The sequence below is a fragment of the Microbacterium ureisolvens genome, assembly GCF_015278315.1.
GTDB classification, from domain to species: domain Bacteria; phylum Actinomycetota; class Actinomycetes; order Actinomycetales; family Microbacteriaceae; genus Microbacterium; species Microbacterium ureisolvens.
Map to the genome: position 1 here is coordinate 50,620 of NZ_JADIJE010000009.1, position 13,813 is coordinate 64,432.

The 13,813-nt window shown below is 69.1% G+C and carries 14 protein-coding genes and 1 other RNA gene; 8 read left to right on the forward strand and 7 right to left on the reverse strand.

The features are described from left to right. Positions 1-11: 11 nt before the first annotated feature. The 4 genes from IM767_RS14090 to IM767_RS14105 all read left to right on the forward strand — a co-directional run bounded on the left by IM767_RS14090 (position 12) and on the right by IM767_RS14105 (position 2,591). Positions 12-443, forward strand: a complete 432-nt coding sequence (locus IM767_RS14090) for a DUF2243 domain-containing protein (RefSeq protein WP_239453316.1) — start codon at positions 12-14, stop codon at positions 441-443. Then, positions 440-1,258, forward strand: coding sequence for a cytochrome c oxidase assembly protein (locus IM767_RS14095; RefSeq protein ID WP_162564300.1), 819 nt, complete (start codon positions 440-442; stop codon positions 1,256-1,258). The genes IM767_RS14090 and IM767_RS14095 overlap by 4 nt, the downstream gene beginning before the upstream one ends. Positions 1,259-1,332: 74 nt before the next feature. Beyond that, entirely contained in the window at positions 1,333-1,626 is a 294-nt protein-coding gene (locus IM767_RS14100; protein WP_239453315.1) for a hypothetical protein, read from the forward strand. Then, on the forward strand, positions 1,623-2,591 hold the full coding sequence (locus IM767_RS14105; RefSeq protein WP_109210725.1) for an SDR family NAD(P)-dependent oxidoreductase: 969 nt from the start codon (positions 1,623-1,625) through the stop codon (positions 2,589-2,591). Before IM767_RS14100 ends, IM767_RS14105 begins: the two co-directional genes overlap by 4 nt. 18 nt (positions 2,592-2,609) lie before the next feature. Here IM767_RS14105 and IM767_RS14110 read toward each other — a convergent pair whose 3' ends face one another. Together IM767_RS14110 and IM767_RS14115 are read right to left on the reverse strand one after the other, a co-directional pair. Further along, complete coding sequence (locus IM767_RS14110; RefSeq protein WP_109210724.1) at positions 2,610-3,119, reverse strand: DUF2231 domain-containing protein; 510 nt, start codon at positions 3,117-3,119, stop codon at positions 2,610-2,612. A gap of 91 nt (positions 3,120-3,210) precedes the next feature. Next, positions 3,211-4,005, reverse strand: coding sequence for an SDR family oxidoreductase (locus IM767_RS14115; protein ID WP_109210723.1), 795 nt, complete (start codon positions 4,003-4,005; stop codon positions 3,211-3,213). 210 nt (positions 4,006-4,215) lie between these two features. On the opposite strand from IM767_RS14115, the gene ssrA reads away from it, so the two are divergent. Beyond that, positions 4,216-4,586: a transfer-messenger RNA gene (gene ssrA, locus IM767_RS14120) on the forward strand. A gap of 91 nt (positions 4,587-4,677) precedes the next feature. Here ssrA and IM767_RS14125 read toward each other — a convergent pair. After that, positions 4,678-6,024, reverse strand: coding sequence for a vanadium-dependent haloperoxidase (locus tag IM767_RS14125; protein WP_109210722.1), 1,347 nt, complete (start codon positions 6,022-6,024; stop codon positions 4,678-4,680). Between the two features lie 239 nt (positions 6,025-6,263). On the opposite strand from IM767_RS14125, the gene IM767_RS14130 reads away from it, so the two are divergent. Continuing rightward, the gene (locus IM767_RS14130; RefSeq protein WP_109210721.1) at positions 6,264-6,998 is read left to right on the forward strand and encodes a hemerythrin domain-containing protein; all 735 of its coding nucleotides are present in this window, start codon (positions 6,264-6,266) and stop codon (positions 6,996-6,998) included. Positions 6,999-7,001: 3 nt separating this feature from the next. Then, entirely contained in the window at positions 7,002-7,472 is a 471-nt protein-coding gene (locus tag IM767_RS14135; protein ID WP_109210720.1) for an SRPBCC family protein, read from the forward strand. A gap of 78 nt (positions 7,473-7,550) precedes the next feature. Here IM767_RS14135 and IM767_RS14140 read toward each other — a convergent pair whose 3' ends face one another. The 4 genes from IM767_RS14140 to IM767_RS14155 form a co-directional block, all read right to left on the reverse strand. Further along, positions 7,551-9,242: a glycoside hydrolase family 13 protein gene (locus IM767_RS14140; RefSeq protein WP_239453314.1), complete on the reverse strand. Its 1,692-nt coding sequence runs from the start codon at positions 9,240-9,242 to the stop codon at positions 7,551-7,553. 57 nt (positions 9,243-9,299) lie between these two features. Then, complete coding sequence (locus IM767_RS14145; protein ID WP_239453338.1) at positions 9,300-10,121, reverse strand: carbohydrate ABC transporter permease; 822 nt, start codon at positions 10,119-10,121, stop codon at positions 9,300-9,302. Between the two features lie 95 nt (positions 10,122-10,216). Beyond that, positions 10,217-11,149 (reverse strand): carbohydrate ABC transporter permease, encoded by a 933-nt coding sequence (locus IM767_RS14150; RefSeq protein ID WP_109210719.1) that lies wholly within the window; start codon positions 11,147-11,149, stop codon positions 10,217-10,219. 23 nt (positions 11,150-11,172) lie between these two features. Then, positions 11,173-12,477 carry an ABC transporter substrate-binding protein gene (locus IM767_RS14155; RefSeq protein ID WP_109210718.1) on the reverse strand — a complete coding sequence of 435 codons (1,305 nt, stop codon included), beginning with the start codon at positions 12,475-12,477 and terminating at the stop codon, positions 11,173-11,175. Positions 12,478-12,560: 83 nt separating this feature from the next. Between IM767_RS14155 and IM767_RS14160 the strand changes: the two genes are divergently transcribed. After that, positions 12,561-13,775 (forward strand): ROK family protein, encoded by a 1,215-nt coding sequence (locus IM767_RS14160; protein ID WP_109210717.1) that lies wholly within the window; start codon positions 12,561-12,563, stop codon positions 13,773-13,775. Positions 13,776-13,813: the final 38 nt, after the last annotated feature.

Below are 13,813 nucleotides of genomic sequence, written 5' to 3' on the forward strand. Positions count from 1 at the left end.
CGGCTCGCAACGTGTGGTCGGGGGTCCTGTTCGGCATCGGGCTGATCGCCTTCGTCGATGAGGCGGTGTTCCACCAGCTGCTGCACTGGCACCACTTCTACGATCTCGCCTCGTCCGATGTCGGTCTCGTCTCGGATGGCGTGTTCCACGCGCTCAGCTGGTTCGCGACGATCGGCGGGCTGTTCCTGCTGGCCGACCTGCGACGGCGCGACGCCCTCGTGTGGTCTCTCTGGGTCGGCGGGGTGCTCACGGGCGCGGGAGTCTTCCAGCTCTACGACGGCATCGTGCAGCACAAGCTGTGGGGCATCCACCAGATCCGCTATGTCGACGACCTGATCGTGTACGACGTGATCTGGAATGTGGTGGCGTTCGTGATGATCGGCCTCGGGGTCGTCCTCCTCGCGGCGGGCCGGGCGCCGCGGGTGCGGAGGCGCTCGCGGTGAACCGCGTCTCCGACATCGCTGTCGTCCACGAGCCCCACGCCGGGGGCGGATCCCTGGTCGTCATCCCGCTCGTCTTCATCGGCATCCCCCTGATCGCGTACGTGTCGGCTGTCGTGGCCTCACGCGCACGCGGTCGGCCGTGGCCGCCCCACCGACTTGGGCTGTGGCTGGCGGGGCTCGCGCTGGCCGCCGTGTCGGCGACGGGACCGCTCGCCGAGGCGGCGCACGTCAGCTTCCTCGCGCACGTGTGGGCGCATGTTCTCGGCGGCATGCTGGCCCCCGTCTGTCTCGTGCTCGCCGCGCCCTTCACGCTCGCGCTGCGCACGATGCACGTCACGCCGGCGCGACGGCTCGCGCGCCTGCTGCGAAGTCGGCCGGCGGCTGTGCTCGCCCATCCCGTCACGGCGGCGCTGCTCAGCGCGGGCGGGCTGTGGGCCATCTATCTCTCGCCGGTCTTCGATGCGATGCGCACCGATGCCCTGGTCCACGCCCTGGTACAGGTGCATCTCGTGGGCGCGGGCTACCTGTTCGCTGCCTCCGTGATCGGGCTCGATCCCGCACCCCATCGTCCGCGGCGTCTCGTCGGAGCGGTCGTGCTCGTGATGACAGCGGCCTCCCACGCGATCCTGGCCAAGCACCTGTACGCGCACCCGCCCGGATCGCTGTCTCTCGCCGAGGCGCAGGCCGGCGCGCAGCTGATGTACTACGTCGGCGGGTTGGTCGAGGCATCCGTCATCGTCATCTTCTGCGCGCAGTGGTACGCCGAAGCAGGGCGCCGCCTGGCACGAACCGGGCGACCGACCCCGGTGCCATGACACCTGCGCAGGCCGTTGCGAGCTCGTGTCAAGGGGGACGACCGTGCGACGGCGCGGCGCCTAGCGTCGCCGACATGGACTCCCCGCATGAGAACCCCGACGCAGCGGCGACGACGGACGCCGCGTCGCACCTCCGGCCGCTGACCGAGCAGCAATCGCTGCGGAAGGACATGAGCTACAGCCCGGCGAGCGAGACCGAGACCCAGCGGAAGCAGGACGACCCCCTGCCCGACACCATCGACGCCGACATCGATGCCGACGACGTAAGAGTCGTGCCGGGCACCGGCGGTCCCGACGACGTGGGCGATGTCGATGTCGACCCCGACGATCTCAACCTTCCCGGCAGGCCGTCACAGGCGGCGTCATGAAGGGCGCGCCGCCCCACGCGCCCGTCGTCGTCATCACCGGTGCCTCCAGCGGCATCGGTCGTGCGACGGCACGTCGGTATGCCCGACACGGCGCACGGCTCGTGCTGGCCTCGCGCAGCCGCGCTGCGCTGGAGACGGTCGCGGCGGAATGCCGGGAGCTCGGTGCCCAGGCGGTGGCGGTGCCCACCGACGTCTCGCACGAGGGCGAGGTGCGATCGCTGGCGGCTGCGGCGGTGCTCGAGTTCGGCCGGATCGACGTGTGGGTGGGCAACGCCGGGGTGTTCGCCTACGGTGCGTTCGAGCACCTGCCGCCGACGGTCTTCCGGCAGGTGCTCGAGACGAACCTGATGGGGCAGGTGCACGGTGCGCGGGCGGTGCTGCCCTATTTGCGGCGTCAGGGCTCCGGAACCCTCGTGATGGTGGGCTCCCTGTACTCGCGCGTCGGGTCTCCGATCATCTCGCCGTACGTGACCAGCAAGTGGGGTCTGCTCGGTTTCGCCGAATGCCTGCGCCAGGAACTCAGGGGAAGCGGCATCCGCGTGCGCGTGGTCCTCCCCGGCACGGTCGACACGCCGATCTACCAGCACGCGGCGAACGTCACGACCCGCCACGTGCGGCCGCTGCCTCCCGCGGCATCGCCGGAAAGAGTCGCCCGGGCGATCGAGCGGGCGCCTCGCCGACGGCGCTTCTCGGCCTACGTGGGCCGCGTCCAGAAGTCCACCGTCGTCGTGCACGACCTCGCGCCGGCGGCGTACGACGCGGCGTCATCGCTGATGGTCGAGCGCGTCGAGCTTCACGGCGAGGGTGCCGAGGTCACCGTCGGCACAGTGCTCGAGGCTCCGGCTGCCGCGAGCCCGGTGACCGGCGGCTGGCGCTCGCGCGGCGTCCGTCTGCTGTGGGCCGCGGCCGCGGCAGCCGCGCTGTCGACGCTTCTCGTGCGCCGTCGCCCGCCGGCCGCCGGGTAGGAGACCGCACGAGACGGATCAGCGGAAGCCCTCCATCTGAGTGCGCTCGTCGGCGACGCGCACGCCGAAGCGATACGCGAGCTTGCCGCCCAGCCAGCCCGACAGGCCGAGGGCGCCGAGCCCGATGATGCTGAGGATGAACCCCCAGATGCTGACCTCGTCGACGTCGTCGGCCGACAGCCGCACGAGCAGGTTGATGACGTACAGCGCGGTCACCCCGAGGTTGAGCGCCATGTGGAGCGTCGCGGTGCGTCGCGCGGCCGTGCTCCGCCCGAGCTGCAGGTAGTCCAGGAAGCCCCAGATCGCCGCGAGCACCGCTCCGATCAGACCGATGACTATGAGGATCCACGCGCCGTGGACGTAGGGCGCCGCGTCGGCAGTGGCGAGCCCGATGATGTCGAAGATCAGACTCGCCACCCACGCGCCGATCGGGATGGTCACGAGGATGGGGTGGAACGGGTGGCCATAGGGTCCGGCGAGGGCCGTCCGGGGCTGCTTCGCGCGCTGCTGCGGGGTGTTCTGCGACATGTCTCACTCCTTGTGTGGGTGGCCCTCAGCCGACCACCGCCGGCGATGCCCTGCACGGGCCTTGACAAGGCGGACGAACGGATGCCGCGGCCTACGCCTCTCGCCACCCGGTGTCGCGCAGATCTGAGCCGCCGACCGGGCCCATCAGGAGCATGCCGCCGTCCACGACCCAAGACGCCCCGGTCACGTACGACGCGGCGGGCGACGCGAGGAAGGCGACGACGTCGGCCACCTCGCGGGCGTCGCCCGAGCGACCGAGAGGGATGCCCGGGCGCTCGGTCTCGGTGACGTCGGCGTCCTCCTTGCCGGTCATGGGGGTGGCGATCTCACCGGGCGCGACGCTGTTGGCGGTGATGCCGTGTGCTCCGAGCTCGAGCGCGGCGCTCTTCATCACGGCGCCGAGCGCATGCTTGGCGGCGTTGTACGCGGTGAAGCCGACGCGCGGCTGATGCTCGTTGACACTAGTGACGGCGATCAGCCGTCCGCCGCGCCCGGCCTTCACCATGTGCCTGGCTGCCCGCTGCAGGATGCGGAACGCGCCGGTCAGATCGACGGCGAGCGTCTGGTCCCAGGTCTCGGTGCTCAGCTCCAGGAAGGGCGCGCTCTGGACCATTCCCGCGTTGCTGACCAGCACGTCCACGCCTCCAAGCCGGTTCGCGAGATCGTCCACGACGTCGGCTGCAGCCGGATCTGCGGTGTCGAGGTACGCGACCTCGGCACGCCGGCCGTGAGCTCGCACCTCGTCGGCGGTCTCGTCTCCGCCCGCCTCGTCGGCGTGCCACGTGATGCCCACGTCCATGCCGTCGCGCGCGAGGGCGACGGCGACCGCGCGCCCGATACCCGAGTCCGATCCGGTGACGATCGCGGTGCGATTGCGAGCTTCCATGCCGCGAGTCTCACCTGCTCGCGCGCGCCGGCGTCACCGGGTTGACATGGTCTCGACCCGAGGACGGGACGACACGACGGGTACCGGGAATGGCGGGGGAGCGGCATCCGTTGTATTCTGATGTGCTCGGATGCTTCGGCGCCCGAGCGGTGACAACTCCACAGCGTGACAGCGGCCCTTCGCAAGAAGGACACCCTCGAACGAGGGCACGGGGATGATCGGTTTCGACATCGCCTGCGAATCTGCGTGAAGCGGGCCGAGGATGCAGGGTTATCTCGTGAACGCTCCCTGCAAACCAATAACTGCCGAAAAGAAGCAGTCCGACTTCGCCCTCGCTGCCTGAGCAGCGAGCCCGAGTCCGTCAATCCGTGACTGATCCCGTCACGGGTATTGGCGTCATCTAGGGATCTTGCTGCGTGACGTCGCCTGAGCGTCACGCGGGACTCTTATCAGGATGGGCTCGTCGACTTAGGTGTCTGTGACAAAGGTCGGAGCCGAGTAGAACGCTCGCACAGACTGCGCCCGGAGAATCCGCCGTTACTCAGCGATGGACGGGGGTTCGATTCCCCCCATCTCCACAACCGCTGTCACAGGAGTTGAAGGCACCTGCCCCCGCGATCATCGCGGGGGCAGGTGCCTTTCCCCCTTCGGGCGCGATCGCGCGCCCGCGGATCAGCGTCCCACCGGCTGGAAGTAGTGGGCGGCGCCGTATTGGGCGACGTTCACGCCGAGCAGCTGCCCTGCGACGTCCGCGAACCGGTAGTGCAGCCCCGCCCAGATGCGGGCCTCGATCAGTTCCGCCAGCGGCTGCGAGAACGATGCGAACGTGCGAACCTTCTCCGCGTCGGCCGGGAGGAACGTCGAGGCGCTCGTCATCTGGAAGCCGCCCGCGATCACGTCGCCGAAGACCATCCGCAGGACGGCGACGTGCGCGCCATCGAGGCAGTTGTGCCCGGACGGCAGGTCCGGGTACGGCGCGGTGATCAGCGCGGTCCAGCCGGGCTCGGCGATCGTGTCCGCGTTGCCGTCTTCATCCGCCCGCTGGATCGCATTCCACGGCCGCCAGAAGTCGTGGTGGTACTTGTCGTTCCAGCAGTTGATCGAGGCGTCGGCCCCGCTCAGGTTCTGGAGGGCGAGCAGCCGGGCGGCGTCGGCGGCCGAGAGATCGTTCTCGTCGATCAAGGCGCGCGCCACCTCGTTCCAGGCCGTGATCGGCGCCCACTGCCACCACTGCGCGACATAGGTCTGGTGCTCCGTCCGCGTCGATCCTGTGGCCCGGCCGATCTGCTTCACCTCGTTGACCTCGGCCGCGTACTGCGCGCTGTCCAGCGCAGGCGGCGGAGCGGAGCGGAACTGCGAGGGGCTCTCGATCAGGAACGGCTCGACGCCACCGGCCCAGGGCGTGGGGTCGAGGATCTCCTGCCCCATCGCGTTGAGCAGCGGCGACCAGTGCCCGGGCGCCGGGTTGCGCACCCACTGCGACGGGCCGAACCGTCCATCGCCCTCGCGCGCGTGCAGCATCGCCTCGGCCGCAGCGTGGCCGGCGGCGACACCCTGCCGCTCGAACGATCCGTCGTCGACGCCGTCGAGAGCGGCCGCGTAGTGGTCATCCAGCGCGGTCAGCAGTCCGTCGCGCCCGGGGAACGGGACGATGGCGGGTGCCGTCGAGACGAGCGATGTGAGCACCTCGTAGGCGGCGGTCGCGACGGCGGCCTCGACGGACGCCTTCGTGCCGAAGCGCTGGCCCAGCAGGTAGGGCTGGTAGCGCTTGGGGCCGATGGCGTTGACCGCGTCGTACACGGCCCCCTGCGTCATCGCCATGTTGATCTGATAGGCCGGGGGTGCGCCGCCGTCAGGTCCGGGGATGACCGACAGTGTGGCGACCGCGACCTGGTTCCAGTGACTGACCGCTGTGGCGTCGGTCTCCGTCGGCGGTGCCGCCGAGGCGCCGGCGCCGCCCACGGTCACCGAAGCGATGAGGGCGACTGCCACGATGCTGAGGGATCGACGAGTGTTCATGACAACCTCACAAGCCGTGATCCGAGGCGATGACCCGGGTGCTCTCACTGTGGCATCGGGGCGACCTCCCGTCGATTGGAGATAGCACCTAGGGAAACCCCGCCACAGTCGGGGGGCGAGTCCCTACAGCGGCCGACGACTGGTGGTGCGCTGACCGGTGCGGCAGGTGTAGCCTGCGGCTGTCCGCGTCCCGACATCGGGGAACGGGATGGCGGGCCGGCGAACTGGGGAGAACGAACATGGCCACCCGACTGCCCTCGTCCGGTGCGCTGCCCGAGGGGCAGCACGCTGGCTGTGATACGTCCGGTCTGATCCTGGTGCACCGGATCTTCCGCTGGCTCTATCGGGAGTTGCCGCTGCTCATCCGCGACGTCCGTCCCGGTGATCTCGAGCGTGCCGCGATCGTCGGTCGCTACGCCCACCTCGACTTCTACGCGCTGCACATGCACCACGAGACGGAGGATGCGGCGCTGTGGGATCGACTCACCGCCCGCGATCCGGCGTGCACGCTGCACGTGGACCAGATGCGCGCACAGCACGCCGAAGTGGCGGCTCAGCTCGGGATCATCGAGCCGCAGCTGGACCCGTGGGTGGCGACGGCCGACCCGATGCTCGGCGACGGCTTCGCGGCCGACATCGAAACGCTCCGCGACACCCTGCGAGCGCACCTCCACCAGGAGGAGGAAGATATCATGCCGGTCGCGGGCGCCGTGCTTTCGCAGCAGGAGTGGGATTGGATGGAGGAGCACACCCGCGCGACGCTGGCGTCGCAGCGCAAGGAGCTCGGAAAGGACATCCTGTCGCTGCAGCTCGGACTGCTGATCGCCAGTGTGCCCGAGGCGGAACGCGACGAGTGGATGCACAGGAACATCCCGGCGCCCATCCGCCTCCTGTACCTCCTGCTGATGAAGCGCCAGTACGACCGGGCGATGCGCGAGCTCTACCCCGACCGCCCGGTGCCGGCGATGGAGTGACACATGTGGCGCCGCGTGAGTCTGGATGTGCATCTGGCGCATCCGCCGGCGCGCGTGTTCCCCTACCTCGCCGACCCCGGCAGGTGGCCGCTGTTCGCTCCCGCGGTGGAGTTCCGTCAGCGGATCGGCGACGGGCCGTCCGAGGTGGGGAGCCGATGGTGGGCCGTCGACCGCATCATCGGGCCGTTCAGAGTGCGGTTCGCCGACGAGCTCGAGAGCATCGAGGCGCCGCGAAGGGTCGTGTGGCACTCCAGCGCGCCATGGAACTCGCGCGTCGAGTACCTCTGCCTCGAGGATGGCGACGGAACACGGGTGCTCGCCGACTATGCCGGCGACGTCGCGGGCTGGCTGCGGATCGTCGCGCTGCTGCCGACGTTCGTCCTGTCGCGCATCCTCGTGCGCGATTTCCGCGGCCTCACGCGAGTGCTCGAGGCCGAGGATCTCCGCGCGTCCCGCGCGCCGCTCGCGCGGTGACGCGAAGGAGCGGGACGGACGGATGCCGCGGCCCGGTGCGGCCGCGGCATCCGTCGAGCTGCGAGGCAGGCGCGGCGTTCAGGCGCCCGAGATCCACACGGTCGCCTCACCCGGCAGCTCGTGCCCCTCGAAGTGGTGACTCGACAGCGAAGCGGCTCCGCGGTCGGGGAGCGCGTACGGCTCCGTCCCGAAGTTGGTGAAGACCGTCCAGCCGTTCGGGCGACGGTAGCCGAGCACGTCCTCGCGGCCCGTGTCGATCCATTTCAGCGACTCGGCGGTCTGCAGCAGCCGCCGCAGCGCCAGCGCCTGGCGGTAGAGGGCGAGCGTCGAGGTGGGGTCGCCGTCCTCGGTCGCCACCGCGCAGTCGGCGAACCACTCCGGCTGCGGCAGGTGGGATCCTCCCTCGCCGAAGCCGAACGACGGCCCCGAAGCCGACCACGGCAGCGGCACGCGGCATCCGTCCCGCCCGATGTCTTCACCGGGACTGCGGAAGAAGGTGGGATCCTGACGCGCGGCATCGGGGATCGATGCGACCTCGTGCAGGCCCAGCTCCTCGCCCTGGTAGATGTACGCCGAGCCGGGCAGGCCCAGGACGAACAGCGACGCCGCGCGGGCGCGCCGAAGCCCGCGGTCCTTGTCGAGCACCGGCGTCGTGCCGCCCGACAGCAGCCACTCGTTGCCGTGCTTGCGCGTCGGGCGTCCCTTCTCGTCGCGGTCCGCATCGGGAAGGCCGTACCGCGTCGCGTGGCGCACCACGTCGTGATTGGACAGCACCCACGTCGTGGACGAGCCCGACTTCTCGGCGAGCGCGAGGTTGTCGCCGACGATGCGGCGGAACTGGGCCGCGTCGAAGTCGGCCTCGAGCAGGTCGAAGTTGAACGCCTGGCCGAGGCTCTCTGCGCGTGCGTACAGCGGGATGCGCGAGGGCTCGACCCACGCCTCGGCGACGGCGGTGCGGGGCGGGTCGTACGAATCGAACACCGCTCGCCATTCGGCGTAGACCTCGTGCACGTCGTCGCGGTCGATCATCGGGTGGTTGCCGTCCCGAGGCATGGCGTCGAGCTCTGCCTGCGAGGGCAGCGGGTCGACGAAGTCCTTCGTGAGCATGTGCGCGACGTCGATGCGGAAGCCGTCGACGCCGCGGTCCGACCAGAAGCGCAGGGTCTTCACGAAGTCGGCGCGCACCTCGGGGTTCGACCAGTCGAGGTCGGGCTGCTCCACTGCGAAGTTGTGGAAGTACCACTGCCCGTCGGCGACGCGCTCCCACGCCGAGCCGCCGAACACCGACACCCAGTCCGCGGGCGGCCGGCTGCCGTCCGGTCCCGAACCGTCCCGGAAGATGTAGCGCGCGCGGGCAGCCGAGCCGGGGCCTGCCGCCAGCGCCTCCTGGAACCACGCGTGCTGGTCCGAGGTGTGGTTCGGCACGATGTCGACGACGACCTTGATGCCCGTCGCGTGCAGTGCGGCCAGCATCTCGTCGAAGTCGTCGAGGGTGCCCAGGCGCGGATCGACGTTGCGGTAGTCGGCGACGTCGTAGCCGCCGTCCGCCAGGGCGGACGGGTAGAACGGGCTCAGCCAGACCGCGTCGACGCCGAGTTCCTTCAGGTATGGCACGCGCGAGGTCACGCCGCGGATGTCGCCGATGCCGTCGCCGTCGGCGTCCGCGAAGCTGCGCGGATACACCTGGTAGACCACGGCCTGCCGCCACCAGGCCGGCAGTTCGAGGTCGTTGAGCTGGGAGGTCAGGGGTGCGGAGTGCACAGTCGTCACGGGGACGCGCTTCCTTTCGAGGTGTGGTGTTCGGTGTGGGAACGGGATGCCGCGGCCTCAGCCCTTGACGGCTCCCTGGGTGACGCCGTCCACGACCCATCGCTGGGTGAAGAGGTAGACGATGATGGCGGGTGCCATCGCCATGAGGTACGAGGCGAACGACACGTTGTAGTTGTTGCTGAACTGCGTCTGGAAGATGTTCTGCACCACCGGCAGCGTCTGCAGTGCGGGGTCGGAGATGATCAGCGACGGCATCATGAAGTCGTTCCACGATGCCAGGAAGGCGAAGATGCCGACAGTGGCGCTCATCGGTGCGAGAAGCGGGAAGATGAGCCGCCAGAACGTCTGATTGGTGCTGGCGCCGTCGATCCGCGCGCTCTCCTCCAGCTCGGCGGGAATCGAGCGCAGGAAAGCCGTGAAGAGCAGGATGCTGAAGCTCAGCTGGAACATGATCTTCAGGATGATCACGCCTGCCGGGTTGTCGAGCCCGGTGAGGCCCGTCAGCTGGATCTGGGGGAGCGCGACCACCGGGAACGGCAGGAACATCGCCGCGAGCAGGTAGTAGAACGAGTAGCGGAAGAGCTTGTGGTCCCAGTTGCGCGAGATCGCGAACGATGCCAGCGCCGCGAGGACGATCGTCCCGGCCACGGTGAAGACGGTGATCAGAAGCGAGATCGTGAACGCCCGCGGGAAGTTGGTCAGCTCCCATGCGGTGACGAATCCCTCGATGCTCCACGGCGCCGGCCACGTGAAGGCGTTGCCGTCGACCGCCTGAGACGTCGTCTTGAACGCCATCATGACGGTGACGTACAGCGGAACCAGCACCGTGATCGTGCAGAGCGCGAGCATGATGGTCCCGGGCCAGTTGACGCGCTCCATCGCGAAGCGGGAGCGGGCGGGCTTTCGGGCCTCGTCGCCGGCGAGCACGCGCTCGGCGGTCATGTCCTCGACAGCGAGGGCGGGCTGCGTGGTCATCAGAACACGTTCCTTCCGCGAGTGAGACGGAGTTGGAGGAGGGCGAGGCTGATCGCGATGAGGAAGAAGATCGTCGCGTTCGCCATCTGGTAGGCGTAGTCGCCGCCCGAGAATCCGGTGAAGATCGTCATGGCGATGCTGCGCGTCGCGGTGCCGGGGCCGCCGTTGGTGAGGCCGACGATGATGTCGTAGGCGTTCAGGAAGTCCTTGAAGCCGATGATGATGTTGATCACCACGTAGCCGGCGACCAGCGGCAGCGTGATCCGCGTCAGCTGCTGGAGCTTGCCGGCGCCGTCGATGTCAGCGGCCTCGTAGACGTCACCGGGGATGGACAGGAGCCCGGCGATGTAGATGAGCAGGGTTCCGGGGATCGCCTGCCATGAGGTGACGATCACGATCGCGATCCACGCGAGGTCGGGGTTGGCCAGGATGCTCTCGCTCATCCACGCGATGCCCCATGACTGCCCGAGCGCCGGCACCGAGTTCGAGAAGAGGAAGTTGAAGACGTAGGCGATGATGATGCCCGAGATCACCATGGGGATCACGAAGATCGTCCGCAGCCCCGTCTTCAGCCGCACCCGCGAGACGAGCCCGACCGCGAGCAGGAACGCGATGAGGTTGACCACGATGACGGTGACGAACGCGAACCAGAACGTGAACAGATAGCTCTGCAGGATCGCCGGGTCGGAGAACAGCGCGATGTAGTTGATGATGCCGACGAATTCCCAGTCGCCGAAGCCGATGGAGTTCGTGAAGCTGAAGAAGATGCCGATGACCGCGGGGATGGTGATCGCCAGCGTGAACAGGATCAGGGCGGGCAGGAGGAAGAGGTAGTAGACCCCTTCGACCTTGCGGCGCGTGCGCGGCATCGTCGCCGCGCCTGTGCGCCGGTCGGTCTTCGGCGCCGTGACGGCTGCCGTGGTGGTTGCCATGTGTGCGTTCCTCTCGTTTCGCGCTATTGGCGCAGCGCCAGGCGGGCCCAGTCGGCATCGAGTCGCGCGAGTGTGCGCTCGGGGTCTTCGCCGGTCACGATGCCCTGCATGTAGTTGTCGGTGGGGATGGTCAGCGGGATCGCCTTCGAGGCGCCCTGGTAGAACTGCGCGGAGTCGTAGTACTCCTTCATGCCCACGATCCGCTCGTCGGTCACCGGTGCCGAGTCCGTCGTGGTGCCGTACCCGAGGAAGGCGGCGTTGTACTCGTCCATCACCTCCTTCTGGAAGAGGTAGCTGAGGAAGTCACGCGCCCCCTCCTTCTGGTCGGAGGCCTCGGGGATCCACGCGGCGAGGTCGATGTTGACCCGGACCTTGTTGTCGCCGGGGTCGTCGGTCATCGGCAGCGGGAACGTGCCGAGATCGAGGTCGGGATTGGTCTTGTCGATCTCGCCGAACGCCCAGGGCCCCTGCACGTACATCGCCGCCTCTTCCTTGGCGAAGGCGAGATTGCCGTCGCCGTAGCCTCGGCTCGCGGCATCCGGATTCGTGTAGTTCTCCGTCAGCTCGACCATGCGGTCGACCGGCTCGGCCATCGTCTTCTGGAACGACACGGGGGAGTTCGGACCCACCTCGGTGCCGAGCTCGTTCATCTGGTCGTAGAAATCGGCGACGTCGACTTCGCCGCCCACGGCGTAGTCGAACCAGCCCTGGCCGACGGTCCACGGGTCTTTGAAGGTCGCGTAGAACGGCGTGATGCCCGCCGCCTTGAGGGCGTCGCAGACGGCGATGAGCTCATCCCACGTCGTGGGCACCTCCAGGCCCTGCTCCTCGAAGATCCGCTTGTTGTAGATGACGGATGCCGCCATCACCGAATACGGCAGCACGCTGGTGCGTCCGGGGTAGGTGGCGTACTGGTCGACGAGGTCCTGCACCTCCGGAAGGATGCGCTCGGCCTCGGGCATGTCGCTCAGGTCGCTGAGGGCGCCACGCTCCATGAAGCGGGCCATCTCCATGTTGTAGTTGAGGAGGCCGAGGTCCGGCGGATTCCCGCGCAGGAAGCCGGCCTGCAGGTTCGACGAGGTGTCGAAGACGACTTCGACCTCGTCCTGGCTCGCGTTGTACTCGGCGATGAGATCGCGGAAGTAGGGGATCGCCTCGGGCTTGCTGAGGTGGAACCTCACCTCCGCGGGCCCGGTTGATGTGCCCGCGCACGCGGCGAGCGAGCTGCCGGCGATCGCGAGGGCGGCCGCGGCTGCGCAGGCGCGGCGGACGGTGACGGATGCTGCAGGCACGACGTTGTCCTTTTCCGTTGGTCGATGAAGACTCATTGCTTCGAAGAGTAGATTTACGCACCGAATCAATGTGTCGTAGACCATAATGCAGGAGTGATCCGCAACAGGCAAGGGGCTTGATGTCGCAACCGCTGCTCACTCCGACAGCGCTCCGTCGCGCCAGCCTCGACGCTGTCCTGGCCTTCGCGTGGGACGCGGAGGCCTTCACCGCTTCCGACGTCATCGAAGAGGTGGGACTGACTCGGTCGACCACCATCGACGTGATCGACGAGCTCGTCGGTCGTGGCCTGCTCGCCGAGCTTCCGAACGCGCGAGCCGCGGGGGACTATCGCAAAGGGCGCCCTGCGCGACGCTTCGCATTCCGCCCCGAGTCGGCGTACGTGGTCGGCGTCGACGCCGGCCGAGCGCATCTGACGGCGACGGTGGCGGATCTGCGGGGCGACGCACGCGCGGTGCGGCACCTGGACGTCGACCCGGAGCAGGATTCGCCCGGCGCGCGGCGGCGTGACGCCGGACGCGTCGTCGACGATGCGCTGGCGGCTGCCGGCGTCGATCGGTCGGGCGTCGCCGCGCTCTGCATCGGGGTACCGGCGCCGGTGGACGGGGACGGGCTCTCGCCGAGCCACCGCGACGACTTCTGGCGCCGCATGAATCCAGGATTCGCCGAGCTGTTCAGCCGGTGGGCGCCCATCGTGCGCGTCGAGAACGATGCGTCTCTGGCTGCGGTCGCAGAGCGGTCGGTCGGCGCGGCCGTCGGCTACGACGATTTCGTCGCGCTGCTGGCGGGTGAGCGACTGGGTGCCGGGGTCTGGGTCGATGGGCGGCTGCTGCGCGGTGCCCACGGCGGAGCCGCCGAGATGGTGGCTTTCGACCACGTGAGCGGCGTGCGGGGTGCGTGGGGGCTCGGGTACCGGGCCGGCGACCTCGCGCGCAAGGCCCTCGAGGAGGAGTCTCTTCCTTCATCGAGCGCGTTGCGCGAGCTCGGGGCAGCCGAGATCGACGGGAGGACGGTCCTGACGCTCGCCTCGCAGGGCGATGCGGGGGCGCTGGCCATCGCGCAGCAGGTGGGGGAGACGCTCGCGGTCGTGGCGGGCGTGCTCGGGAGCCTCTTCGACTCCCGGCGGATCATCGTCTCCGGGGCCGTGGCCGAAGGCGCCGGCCCGGTCATCGATGCCGCGGTCGCGGCGCTGCCGCGGGAGCTCGATCTCCCGGCGCCCGACATCGTCGCATCCACACTGGGCGCCGACATCGTCTCGATCGGAGCGGTGTGCGCCGCGGTCGGGGCCGCGCGCGAAGGCGTGCTCGACCTGCCGGCGTTCGCGACCTCCGCCTGACCCCAGCCGAGGGACCCCCGCGGCGTCTCGATCGGGAC

What these genes read in the sequence shown, in the direction of transcription:
- IM767_RS14100 (WP_239453315.1), top strand. Translation starts at nt 1,333, where the DNA reads ATGGACTCCCCGCATGAGAACCCCGACGCAGCGGCGACGACGGACGCC.
- IM767_RS14135 (WP_109210720.1), top strand. Translation starts at nt 7,002, where the DNA reads ATGTGGCGCCGCGTGAGTCTGGATGTGCATCTGGCGCATCCGCCGGCG.
- IM767_RS14155 (WP_109210718.1), bottom strand. Translation starts at nt 12,477, where the DNA reads ATGAGTCTTCATCGACCAACGGAAAAGGACAACGTCGTGCCTGCAGCA.
- IM767_RS14125 (WP_109210722.1), bottom strand. Translation starts at nt 6,024, where the DNA reads ATGAACACTCGTCGATCCCTCAGCATCGTGGCAGTCGCCCTCATCGCT.
- IM767_RS14130 (WP_109210721.1), top strand. Translation starts at nt 6,264, where the DNA reads ATGGCCACCCGACTGCCCTCGTCCGGTGCGCTGCCCGAGGGGCAGCAC.
- IM767_RS14160 (WP_109210717.1), top strand. Translation starts at nt 12,561, where the DNA reads ATGTCGCAACCGCTGCTCACTCCGACAGCGCTCCGTCGCGCCAGCCTC.
- IM767_RS14145 (WP_239453338.1), bottom strand. Translation starts at nt 10,121, where the DNA reads ATGGAGCGCGTCAACTGGCCCGGGACCATCATGCTCGCGCTCTGCACG.
- IM767_RS14105 (WP_109210725.1), top strand. Translation starts at nt 1,623, where the DNA reads ATGAAGGGCGCGCCGCCCCACGCGCCCGTCGTCGTCATCACCGGTGCC.
- IM767_RS14115 (WP_109210723.1), bottom strand. Translation starts at nt 4,005, where the DNA reads ATGGAAGCTCGCAATCGCACCGCGATCGTCACCGGATCGGACTCGGGT.
- IM767_RS14150 (WP_109210719.1), bottom strand. Translation starts at nt 11,149, where the DNA reads ATGGCAACCACCACGGCAGCCGTCACGGCGCCGAAGACCGACCGGCGC.
- IM767_RS14110 (WP_109210724.1), bottom strand. Translation starts at nt 3,119, where the DNA reads ATGTCGCAGAACACCCCGCAGCAGCGCGCGAAGCAGCCCCGGACGGCC.